Raw genomic sequence first — 10,872 nt, forward strand, 5'->3', positions numbered from 1 at the left:
GATACACCCCCCCACAAAGGAGCATGTGAAGTGACTGAACGCATTGTGCTGGCCTACTCAGGCGGCCTGGACACGTCCGTAGCCATCGGCTGGATCGGCGAAGCCACCGGCGCCGAGGTCATCGCCGTGGCAGTCGACGTCGGACAGGGCGGCGAGTCGCTGGAGACAATCCGCCAGCGCGCCCTGGGCTGTGGCGCCGTCGAAGCCTACGTGGCAGACGCGTCCGACGAGTTCGCCAACGAGTACTGCGTCCCCACCCTGAAGGCGAACGCCCTCTACCAGGGCCACTACCCGCTGGTGTCCGCCATCTCCCGCCCGGTGATCGTCAAGCACCTGGTGAAGGCCGCCCGCGAATTCGGCGCCACCACCGTTGCCCACGGCTGCACCGGCAAGGGCAACGACCAGGTCCGCTTCGAAGTGGGCATCCAGACCCTCGGTCCGGACCTGAAGTGCATCGCCCCGGTCCGCGACCTCGCCCTGACCCGGGACAAGGCCATCGCCTTCGCCGAGGAAAAGGGCCTGCCCATCGAGACCACCAAGAAGAACCCGTACTCGATCGACCAGAACGTCTGGGGCCGCGCCGTGGAAACCGGCTACCTGGAGGACATCTGGAACGCCCCCACCAAGGACATCTACGACTACACCGCCACCCCGGAGTTCCCGCCGGCACCCGATGAGGTCATCATCTCCTTCGAAGCCGGCGTGCCGGTAGCGATCGACGGCGTCCGGGTCACCCCGCTGCAGGCCATCAAGGAACTCAACCGCCGGGCCGGCGCCCAGGGCGTGGGCCGGATCGACGTCGTCGAGGACCGCCTGGTGGGCATCAAGTCCCGCGAAATCTACGAGGCCCCCGGCGCCATGGCCCTGATCACCGCGCACAAGCACCTTGAGGACATCACCATCGAGCGTGAACAGGCCCGCTTCAAGGCCACCGTGGGCCAGCGCTGGGCCGAGCTGGTCTACGACGGCCAGTGGTTCTCCCCGCTGAAGCGCTCCCTGGACGCCTTCATCGACGACACCCAGAAGTACGTCTCCGGCGACATCCGCATGACCCTCCACGGCGGCCAGGCCATCGTGAACGGCCGCCGCTCCGACACCTCCCTGTACGACTTCAACCTGGCCACCTACGACACCGGCGACACCTTCGACCAGTCCATGGCCCGCGGCTTCATCGAACTGTGGGGCATGTCCGCCAAGGTGGCTTCCGGCCGCGACATCCGGGTCGCAGGGAAGTAATGGCGTCGGCAACCAATGAAGGCGCGCTGTGGGGCGGCCGGTTCGCGGGCGGCCCCGCGGACGCCCTCGCAGCCCTGAGCAAGTCCACGCACTTCGACTGGCGGCTGGCACGCTATGACATTGCCGGCTCCAAGGCACATGCCCGCGTGCTGCACAAAGCGGGCCTGCTCGACGCCGGCGAGCTGGAAGGCATGCTCGACGCCTTGGCACAGCTTGACGAGGATGTCGCCTCGGGCGCCTACCTGCCGGCGGAGTCCGACGAGGACGTCCATGGTTCCCTGGAACGCGGGCTCATCGAGCGGGCCGGTGCCCAGCTGGGCGGCAAGCTCCGCGCCGGCCGGTCGCGCAACGACCAGGTGGCAACCCTGGGCCGGATGTTCCTGCGCGACCACGCCCGGATCATCGCGCGCGGCGTGCTGGACACGGTGGACGCCCTGGTGGACCAGGCCAAGGCGCACCACGGCGTGGCCATGCCGGGCCGCACCCACCTGCAGCACGCCCAGCCGGTCCTGCTTAGCCACCACCTGCTGGCCCACGCCTGGGCTCTGCTGCGCGATGTGCAGCGGCTGCAGGACTGGGACAAGCGGGCCGGTGTCTCCCCGTACGGCTCCGGCGCCCTGGCCGGGTCCTCGCTGGGCCTTGACCCGGAGGCGGTGGCCGCGGACCTTGGCTTCTACTCCGCTGTCCACAACTCCATCGACGGCACGGCGTCGCGCGACGTCTTCGCCGAGTTCGCCTGGGTGTGCTCCATGATCGGCGTGGACCTCTCCAGGATTTCGGAGGAAGTGATCTTCTGGGCCACCAAGGAGTTCTCCTTCGTCACGCTGCATGACTCGTACTCCACCGGGTCCTCGATCATGCCGCAGAAGAAGAACCCGGACGTGGCGGAGCTGGCCCGCGGCAAGGCAGGGCGCCTGATCGGCAACCTGACCGGCCTGCTTGCCACCCTCAAGGGGCTTCCGCTCGCGTACAACCGGGACCTGCAGGAGGACAAGGAACCGGTGTTCGACGCCGCAGACACCCTGGAGCTGCTGCTGCCGGCCGTCTCCGGGATGATCGCCACCCTGACCTTCAACACCGAACGGATGGAGTCCCTGGCGCCGCAGGGCTTCGCGCTGGCCACGGACATCGCCGAATGGCTGGTCCGGCAGGGCGTGCCGTTCCGCGAAGCGCACGAGCTGTCCGGCGCGGCCGTCAAGCAGGCCGAGTCCCGCGGCGTTGAGCTGTGGGACCTGACCGACGACGAGTATGCGGCAATTTCGGCGCACCTCACGCCGGAGGTCCGCACGGTCCTGTCCACGGAGGGCTCGCTTAACAGCCGCAACTCCCAAGGCGGAACGGCGCCGGCCGCCGTCGAACGCCAGTTGGCCGCCCTCGAGGGCGAGCTTGCCGGCGTGCGGGAGTACGCAGGCTAAGACCTCGCGGGATGGCACTTCCCGGCAACGTTTTCCACAACAATTGCCGGGAAGTGCCATCCCGCGGCGCTTAAGCTGGAGCACATGAGCGAAACGTTGCGGAAGTTCCTTCGCGCCTTGCCCGACTTTCCGGCTGACCTTCCCGGCTTTGATCCGGCCAGTGCTCCGCGGAACCCCGTGGAGCTGTTCAAGCAGTGGCTGGACGAGGCGCTGGACGCGGGTGAGCAGCAGCCGCACGCCTTCAGTCTTGCCACCGTCAGCGCCGGGCAGCAGCCGTCGTCGAGGATGCTGATCCTGAAGAACATCGACGGCGACGGCTGGCATTTCGCCACATCCCGCACCTCTCGCAAGGGACAGGAACTCGACATTGTCCCCCAGGCCGCCATGAACTTCTACTGGGCTTCCATGGGACGGCAGGTCCGGGTGGCCGGACCGGTGGTTCGGCTGTCCGCCGAGTCGTCCGCCCGGGACTGGGCAGAGCGGCCGCGTGCCGACGGCAGCACCAACCCAAACTGGCAGCTTTACGCAGTCCAGCCGACGGAGTTCGAGTTCTGGCAGGGCAGTAACGGCGGTGAGCACGTCCGGCACCGCCTGGGTCCGGACGGCGTTCCAGCGGGTTAGGATGAGCGCCATGGCCTCTCCCGCACCCGATGACCTGCTCGCAGCGCTCCACAATGCCGCAGACAATGTTGCCGCTGATGCTGCGAAGTTCAGTGACGAGGATGTACGTGCTCCCTCGGCCCTTCCGGGCTGGACACGGGGACATGTCCTCGCCCATCTCACCGGGATCTCCAACGCCATGGCCAGGCAACTCGAGTATGCAGCCCGGGGCGAAACCATCGAGCTGTACGACGGCGGCATGGACGGCCGGAACAAAGCCATCGAGATGGCCGCCGGTCATGACGCCGCCACCCACCTCGCAGACTTGACCGCCGCACTGGAGCGGGTCCTCAAGGACTTCGATGCGCTGCCGGGCGTCAAGGATTCCTCGGCCAACCGCATTGGCTGGTGGGCCCCCATCACCTACCGCGGGGGAGTGGTACTTGACGGCGGCCTGGCGCTCTGGCGCGAACTCGTCATCCATGCCTCAGACCTGCAGACGGGCAGGGGACCGGAAACCTGGAGCCAGCCGTTCTGCCAGCACCTGTTCGAGTTCCTCGCGGCCCGCGTGCCCCCGGAGGACAAGCTGGTGCTGCAGCCACTGGGACTGACGCCGGTGAGCATCGGCAGCGGCAATAAGTCCACCGTGATCAGCGGGATGATCACGGACATCGCCGCGTGGCTGGCCGGCCGGGAGCCGTCACTCGGCAGCTTGCGCGCCTCCGCAGCCGCCGACGGCACCGACCTGCCGGAGCTGCTGCCGTGGCCGGCGGGAACGCCCGCTGCCAAATAGCTCAGATTGCTTCGCGGGCCAGCAGGCTTTCCTTCACCGGCAGGCCCCAGCGGAACCCGCCCAATGAACCGTCGGTGCGGACCACCCGGTGGCACGGCACGAACAGGGCTGCGGCATTGAAGGCGCAGGCGCTGGCGGCCGCCCGGACGGCCTTGGGGTTGCCCGCCAAGGCGGCGTACTCCGTATACGTGACCGGATAGCCGGGCTTAACCTGCCGGAGCACGTCCCAGGCGTGGACGCGGAACGGACCCGACCGCTGCAGGACCGGAACGTCCATGGCCGGGCCGGCGTCGCCGTCGTAATAGGCCTCCACCGCGAGGGAGATCGCACCGAGGTTTGTGGCGTACTCGACGGTTTCGGGGCGCAGAGCCGGATGGACCTGGGTGGTCAGATCCCCGGGATCTGCAGTCCAGCCTGAGGCGAGGACCAGTCCCTCCCGGGCAAGGATGGTGAAGGGTCCGTCCGGCGTGGACATCGTGAGCAGTTGGGCGTTCATGGCATCGCTTTCGGGGGAATGCCGCTTGCGGCAAGGGCTTTGGGCGCGGCGGCAGCCCGCCACAGGTGCATGGTGGCGTAGGAACGCCATGGGCTGACTTCCTGGAAGTCCGGAGTCATGCCGCTTCCCCCGGAAAGGGCGCGAATCCCGTTCCGTACGGCGGCGTCGTTTGCGAGAAAGACGTCGGGTGCACCCAGAATCCGCATGGCTGCGTAGCCCACGGTCCAGGGCCCGACGCCCGGCAGCGGCAGCAGTTTGGCAGTGAGGCCGGCCAGGTCATCGCCATAACTGGGGTCGAGGCGTCCTTCCGCCATGGCAGCGGCAGCAGAGAGGAGCGACTCTGTCCTGCGCCGCGGCCCGCGCAGCAGGTGTCCCGCCTCCGCGACCTGGGCGGACGTGGGAAAGAGCCGGTCCAGTCCGTCTCCCGGGACGCTGCTGGCACTGCCGGCCGCGGACAGCTGGGTCAGCGCGGTCCGGGCCGCCGCCACGGTGATTTGCTGCCCCACCATTGCCCGCACCAGGAGCTCCTGGGGATCCAGCGCGCCCGGCATCCTGATGCCTGGCGCTTCCGCGACGGCAGCGGCCAGCCGGCTGTCCCCGGCCAGCGCGCCGTCGATGGCCTCCGGATCCGCGTCAAGATCGAACAACCGCCGGACACGGCTCAGCAGCGCCGGAAGGTCGCGCAGGTCCACCGCGCCGATGGTCAGCGTCAGGGGCCGCTCCCGTGCTCCGGCGTCGTACTCAACCCTGAAGCGTGCGTCGCCGTGGGGCAGCCGCAGGGTCCGGGCGTAGGAGGTGGCCGTGCCTGCCTCGATTCCCGGGATTGCGCGTACCGCCAGGAAGGTGAAGATGCCGGGGTCGAACGGTTTGCGGTAGGGGAGGCTGAGGGTCAGCGCGGTGGCTGCTCCCGCGGCTTTCGTCTTCCGGCCGGTGTGCCGCAGTGCAGTGGGCGTCATGTCGAACACCTCGAGCATGGTTTCGTTGAACTGCCGGACACTGCTGAAACCGGCGGCAAAAGCGATATCAGCCAGCTTCATGGGTGTGGAAACCAGCAGGGTGCGGGCAGTCTGTGCCCGTCCGGCCCTGGCCAGCGACAACGGGCCGGCGCCCAGTTCATGCGTAAGGATCCGGTTCAGCTGGCGCGACGAATAGCCCAGCCGGGCAGCGAGGCCCTCCACACCGTCCCTGTTGATGACACCGTCGTTGATGAGGCGCATGGCCCTCCCGGCGACATCCTGGCGGATGTTCCAGGCCGGCGTGCCCGGGACCGCCTCGGGGAGGCACCGCTTGCAGGCCCGGTAGCCGGCGTCGTGCGCCGCCGCGGAGGTCTCATAAAAGGTGACGTTGGAGGCCTTGGGTGTGCGGGCCGGGCAGGAGGGGCGGCAGTAGATCCCGGTGGTCCGGACGGCGGTGTAAAACTGCCCGTCGAAACGGGTGTCCCGGGCGTCGATTGCCCGGTAGCGCTGCCAGAAGTCCATGACTCCATCCTGCCAGTCCCCGGCAGCACCTACTAGCGGAAATCGGACACGGCCGTGGCTTCTTCGCGGCGGTGCCGGGGGTGAATCATCAGGATGTGGGTAAGGTCTGGCCATGGATGAAAAGCCCCTGTCGGCCCGACCGCCGCTGCGGGAGATCCTCTCGGGCGATGCCCGCGAGCTGGCCCCGCTGCTGCTCGGGGCTGTCCTCAGGCACGATTCCCGTGAAGGTCCGGTATCCGTCAGGCTGACCGAGGTCGAGGCCTACCTGGGGCCGGAGGATTCGCTGCACCCGGACCCGGGCTCGCACACGTTCCGCGGCCCCACCCCCCGCAACGCGCCCATGTTCGGCCCCGCCGGCCACCTGTATGTCTACTTCACCTACGGCATGCACCACTGCACGAACATTGTCTGCGGGCCGGAGGGTATTGCCTCGGCCCTGCTGCTGCGGGCGGGTGAAATTGTGGAGGGGCTTGAGCTGGCACAGCGGCGCCGGACGACGTCCAGGAGCCCTGCCGACCTCGCCAGCGGTCCTGCCCGGCTGGCCAAAGCGCTGGGACTGACGACGGCGGACAGCGGACGCGACGCCCTCGTCCCGCCGTTCGGGCTGGTGCTTCCGCCGGCGCCGCCCCGGCAGGTCAGTTCCGGTCCGCGGGTGGGGGTGGCCGGAGCCGGCGGATCCGATGAGTACGCCTGGCGCTTCTGGCTCACCGGGGACCCGACAGTCTCCAAGTACAAGGCCGCGAAACCCAGGACCCGGAAGCCAAAGGTGGCCACTCCCGGCAGGGCACAACCGGGCCGGTCCACGTTTCATCAGCGTTAAGCGAAATGGTTGTAGAATGGTAGGTCTGTCTTTTGCGATAGGGGAACGTTAATGCTTGACGCCGATTTGGCCCACGAACGGGAGTATGTAGCCGGCCTGTACGCCCGGTTGGAGGAGCTCCGCGAGGAAAAGCGCCGGCAGTTGGCGCAAGTCCGGCGGGCCGGGGCAGTAGGCACCATGCAGAACGTTTCCGAACGCGACGCGTTCGCCGCACTGTATGAGGATCGCCTGGCGCAGCTGGACGCCGTGGATGACCGGCTGGTCTTCGGGCGCCTGGACCTGGACTCCGGCGAAGCGCAGTACATCGGGCGCATCGGCCTCACCACTGAGGACCTGCAGCGCCTGATGGTTGACTGGCGCGCGCCCGAAGCCGGCCACTTCTACCAGGCCACTGCATTCGACCGGCAGGGTGTGCGCCGCCGCCGGCACCTGATCCTGCAAGGCCGCGAGGTCAAGGCCATTGAGGACGACGTCCTGGACGCCGGGATGCTGGCGGACAACGAGTCGCTGCAGGGTGAGGGCGCCCTTCTCGCGGCCCTGAACTCCAAGCGCACCGGCCGCATGTCGGACATCGTCAGCACCATCCAGTCGGAACAGGACCGCATTATCCGGTCCTCCATCTCCGGTGCGCTGGTGGTCCAGGGCGGTCCCGGCACCGGCAAGACCGCCGTGGCGCTGCACCGCGCGGCCTACCTGCTCTACACCCACCGCGACCGGCTCAAGAGTGCAGGCGTGCTCCTGGTGGGACCGTCGTCGTCGTTTATGAAATACATCGAACGGGTGCTGCCCTCACTCGGTGAGACCGGCGTGGTCATGGCCAGCCTTGGCCGCCTCATGCCCGGCATCCATGCCATCCCGGAGCAGGACGCCGATGTTGCAGCACTCAAGGGCCGCCTGGACATGGCGGAGGTTGTGGCGAACGCCGTATCCAACCGCCAGCGGATTCCCGCCGAGAACCGGATCCTCGAAGTGGACGGGCGCAAGCTGGTGCTGACACCCCGGCAGGTGCGCCGGGCCCGGGAGCGCGCCCGCTCCACCGGCAAGCCGTACAACGAGGCCCGGGTGACGTTCGTCAAGATCCTTCTGCGCGAGCTGACGGAGCAGATGACCGAGCTGGTCGAGGCGGGAAACATCGGCAACAACGCTGACCGTTCCTACCTCGCCGAGGATGTCCGCACGGCACGGGATGTCCGCATCGCCCTGAACCTGTGCTGGATGCCCATGACCCCGGAGAAGCTGATCTCCGACCTGTTCAGCAAGCCGGCCGTGCTGGAATTCTGCACGCCCAACCTGACCCCGGCCGAGCGTGCGCTGCTGTTGCGGCCGGCGGACGCTCCGTGGACGGAATCTGACGTGCCCCTGCTGGACGAGGCTGCCGAACTGCTGGGTGAACTGGACGCGGCTGCCGGCCGCGGATTGGCGCAGCAGGAGCACGACCGCGCCCGCGACCTGGCGAACGCGAAACAGACGCTGGTCAACATGGAGACCGCCGGGGTTGACGCCCTGATGACTGCCGAAGACCTGATGGAGCAGAACCAGGAACGCGAGGCACGGCTGACCGCGGCCGAACGTGCCACCAGCGACCGCACCTGGGCCTTCGGGCACATCGTGGTGGACGAGGCGCAGGAACTTTCCCCCATGCAGTGGCGGCTCCTGGTCCGCCGCTGCCCCCTGAAGTCCTTCACCATCGTGGGCGACATTGCCCAGACCAGCTCCGTGGCCGGCGCCAATTCCTGGCAGGGCGCGCTTGCGCCGATGTTCGGTGAACGCTGGCAGCTGGAGGAGCTGACAGTCAACTACCGCACCCCGTCCCAGATTGCCGAGGCCGCCGTCCGGATGGCGAATGCCGCCGGCCTGGTGGTGTCCGCCCCCAAGGCTGTGCGGGAGGGGCGCTGGTCGCCCGTCATCGATGAAGTCGCTCCGGACGGCTTGGTTGACCGGCTGGTGGAGGTCCTGCCGGAGGAGCTTGACGCGCTCGACGGCGGCCTGCTCGCGGTCATTGCCGACGGGAACCTCCTGCCGGAAGCCGCCGCAGCCCTGCGCGCCGCGTACGGGCGCCGCATCGGCACGGGCGCCGGCAGCTATGAACAGGACATCGTGGTCATCAGCCCCCGCGAAGCCAAGGGCCTGGAGTTCGACGGCGTGGTGGTCCTGGAACCGGCCAAGATGCTCAACCACGAGCACGGCAAGGTAGGCGACCTCTACGTGGCCATGACGCGCGCCACGCAGCGGCTGCGGTTGATTGCCGCCGAACCTGTTCCCGACGGTATCGTCCGCTGATCCGGCGGGTCCCGATACTGCTAACTTAGAAGGCGTGCCAGTTATCAACAGCCTCGAATCGCAACAGAACGACCCCACTTTTGCCAATATCTGGCAAGAGCTGAAGTGGCGTGGCCTCGTCCACGTCTCCACGGACGAAGCTGAGCTCGAAAAGCTCCTCGCCGGCGGACCGGTCACGTACTATTGCGGTTTCGATCCCACCGCGCCGAGCCTGCACCTGGGCAACCTGGTCCAGCTGCTCGTCATGCGGCGGCTGCAGCTGGCCGGGCACAAGCCCCTGGGACTCGTGGGCGGCTCCACCGGCATGATCGGCGATCCCCGACCCACTGCCGAGCGCACCCTGAACACCAAGGAAACCGTGGCCGAATGGGTCGGTTATCTGCAGGCGCAGGTACGCCGCTTCCTTAGCTTCGAGGGCGACAACGCCGCGCAGATGGTCAACAACCTGGACTGGACGGCGCCGCTGAGCGCCATCGACTTCCTGCGGGAGGTGGGCAAGCACTTCCGGGTGGGCACCATGCTTCGCAAGGATGCCGTAGCCTCGCGGCTCAACTCCGACGAAGGCATCAGCTACACCGAGTTCAGCTACCAGATCCTGCAGGGCATGGACTACCTGGAGCTCTACCGGGCCTACGGCTGCGTGCTGCAGACCGGCGGCTCCGACCAGTGGGGGAACCTGACCAGCGGAACCGAGCTCATCCGGAAGGTGGAGGGCAAGAGCGTCCATGCCCTGGGCACCCCGCTGATCACCAACTCTGACGGAAGCAAGTTCGGCAAGAGTGAAGGCAACGCCATCTGGCTCGACGCCGGCATGTGCAGCCCGTACGCCTTCTACCAGTTCTGGCTCAACACTGCGGATGCAGATGTTGTGGACAGGCTGAAGGTGTTTACCTTCCTGACCCGCGCCGAGATCGAGGAGATCGCAGTCGCGGTGGCGGAGCGTCCGTTTGCCCGCGAGGGCCAGCGGAAGCTCGCCTTTGAAGTGACTTCGTTGGTCCACGGGGTGGAAGCCACCGAAAAGGTCATTGCCGCTTCGGCCGCATTGTTCGGAAACGGCGATCTCGCTGCCTTGGACAAGCCGACCCTGCAGGCCGCCACGTCCGAACTTCCTTCCGCCACTGTCCAGGTGGATGAGCTCGGGATCGTGGACCTGCTGGTTGCGTCCGGATTGTCGGAGAGCAAGTCGGCAGCCCGCCGCACTGTTGGTGAAGGCGGCGCCTACGTCAACAACGAAAAGGTTCTCGACCCTGAAGCCGTCATTTCCGAGGACGAACTCCTGCACGGCCAGTACCTGCTGCTTCGCCGTGGCAAGAAGAACCTGGCCACCGTGGAAGTCCTGGTTCCGTAACAGCGGATCTCCCTCCATGCACGCCCCTTCGGTGCCGATTTGCACGGCCACGGAGGGGCGTGTATTGTTTTCTGAGTCGCCGCCGCTGAGCGGTGACAAACCCCCAATAAATGAGAAGCAATTCTTACCGGAGCACCGCTCTGATGGAAGAAATGTTTCGCTTTTTGCTGGGTGGATTCGCTTCATCGAGTGAATTCCGGGAAAACTTCCGGACTTGCAAAAGTGAATGCGAATGAAATAAGATTGAAACATCGCAGCGAAGAAATACGAACGAGAATTCATTTAGAATTTGTTTCGGGAATATTCGAATGTGTCTGTTGTTTGAGAACTCAATAGTGTGCCAAGTTTGTTGATACCGATTGTTTTTTGATTGGTTGAATTGATCGGGCTGCCCGCCCCTGTGGGT

General features: G+C 66.8%; 9 protein-coding genes. 7 read left to right on the top strand and 2 right to left on the bottom strand.

Features of this window, described 5'->3' with window-relative positions; genetic code table 11:
- The first annotated feature begins 30 nt into the window (after positions 1–30).
- The 4 genes from AC5RUU_RS04480 to AC5RUU_RS04495 all read left to right on the top strand — a co-directional run bounded on the left by AC5RUU_RS04480 (position 31) and on the right by AC5RUU_RS04495 (position 4,044).
- The gene (locus tag AC5RUU_RS04480) at positions 31–1,236 is read left to right on the top strand and encodes an argininosuccinate synthase (protein WP_493974002.1); all 1,206 of its coding nucleotides are present in this window, start codon (positions 31–33) and stop codon (positions 1,234–1,236) included.
- Positions 1,236–2,651 carry an argininosuccinate lyase gene (gene argH, locus AC5RUU_RS04485; RefSeq protein ID WP_493974003.1) on the top strand — a complete coding sequence of 472 codons (1,416 nt, stop codon included), beginning with the start codon at positions 1,236–1,238 and terminating at the stop codon, positions 2,649–2,651. The genes AC5RUU_RS04480 and argH overlap by 1 nt, the downstream gene beginning before the upstream one ends.
- A gap of 84 nt (positions 2,652–2,735) precedes the next feature.
- A complete protein-coding gene (locus tag AC5RUU_RS04490; RefSeq protein WP_493974004.1) occupies positions 2,736–3,272 on the top strand; it encodes a pyridoxine/pyridoxamine 5'-phosphate oxidase in 537 nt (178 codons plus the stop codon).
- A gap of 10 nt (positions 3,273–3,282) precedes the next feature.
- On the top strand, positions 3,283–4,044 hold the full coding sequence (locus tag AC5RUU_RS04495; protein WP_493974005.1) for a maleylpyruvate isomerase family mycothiol-dependent enzyme: 762 nt from the start codon (positions 3,283–3,285) through the stop codon (positions 4,042–4,044).
- 1 nt (position 4,045) lies between these two features.
- On the opposite strand, the gene AC5RUU_RS04500 is transcribed toward AC5RUU_RS04495, so the two are convergent.
- Together AC5RUU_RS04500 and AC5RUU_RS04505 are read right to left on the bottom strand one after the other, a co-directional pair.
- A complete protein-coding gene (locus AC5RUU_RS04500) occupies positions 4,046–4,540 on the bottom strand; it encodes a methylated-DNA--[protein]-cysteine S-methyltransferase (RefSeq protein WP_493974006.1) in 495 nt (164 codons plus the stop codon).
- Positions 4,537–6,018, bottom strand: a complete 1,482-nt coding sequence (locus AC5RUU_RS04505) for an AlkA N-terminal domain-containing protein (RefSeq protein WP_493974007.1) — start codon at positions 6,016–6,018, stop codon at positions 4,537–4,539. Before AC5RUU_RS04505 ends, AC5RUU_RS04500 begins: the two co-directional genes overlap by 4 nt.
- A 112-nt stretch (positions 6,019–6,130) precedes the next feature.
- Here AC5RUU_RS04505 and AC5RUU_RS04510 point away from each other — a divergent pair, with 112 nt between their 5' ends.
- The 3 genes from AC5RUU_RS04510 to tyrS are packed head-to-tail and all read left to right on the top strand — an operon-like array spanning position 6,131 to position 10,466.
- A complete protein-coding gene (locus AC5RUU_RS04510) occupies positions 6,131–6,838 on the top strand; it encodes a DNA-3-methyladenine glycosylase (protein ID WP_493974008.1) in 708 nt (235 codons plus the stop codon).
- Positions 6,839–6,889: 51 nt separating this feature from the next.
- Positions 6,890–9,118, top strand: a complete 2,229-nt coding sequence (locus AC5RUU_RS04515; RefSeq protein WP_493974009.1) for a HelD family protein — start codon at positions 6,890–6,892, stop codon at positions 9,116–9,118.
- A 34-nt stretch (positions 9,119–9,152) separates the two neighbouring features.
- A complete protein-coding gene (tyrS, locus tag AC5RUU_RS04520; RefSeq protein WP_493974010.1) occupies positions 9,153–10,466 on the top strand; it encodes a tyrosine--tRNA ligase in 1,314 nt (437 codons plus the stop codon).
- Positions 10,467–10,872: the final 406 nt, after the last annotated feature.

It is taken from the genome of Arthrobacter sp. K4-10C (assembly GCF_059090085.1).

What these genes read in the sequence shown, in the direction of transcription:
- AC5RUU_RS04500 (WP_493974006.1), bottom strand. Translation starts at nt 4,540, where the DNA reads ATGAACGCCCAACTGCTCACGATGTCCACGCCGGACGGACCCTTCACC.
- AC5RUU_RS04505 (WP_493974007.1), bottom strand. Translation starts at nt 6,018, where the DNA reads ATGGACTTCTGGCAGCGCTACCGGGCAATCGACGCCCGGGACACCCGT.
- argH (WP_493974003.1), top strand. Translation starts at nt 1,236, where the DNA reads ATGGCGTCGGCAACCAATGAAGGCGCGCTGTGGGGCGGCCGGTTCGCG.
- AC5RUU_RS04490 (WP_493974004.1), top strand. Translation starts at nt 2,736, where the DNA reads ATGAGCGAAACGTTGCGGAAGTTCCTTCGCGCCTTGCCCGACTTTCCG.
- AC5RUU_RS04495 (WP_493974005.1), top strand. Translation starts at nt 3,283, where the DNA reads ATGGCCTCTCCCGCACCCGATGACCTGCTCGCAGCGCTCCACAATGCC.
- AC5RUU_RS04510 (WP_493974008.1), top strand. Translation starts at nt 6,131, where the DNA reads ATGGATGAAAAGCCCCTGTCGGCCCGACCGCCGCTGCGGGAGATCCTC.
- AC5RUU_RS04515 (WP_493974009.1), top strand. Translation starts at nt 6,890, where the DNA reads ATGCTTGACGCCGATTTGGCCCACGAACGGGAGTATGTAGCCGGCCTG.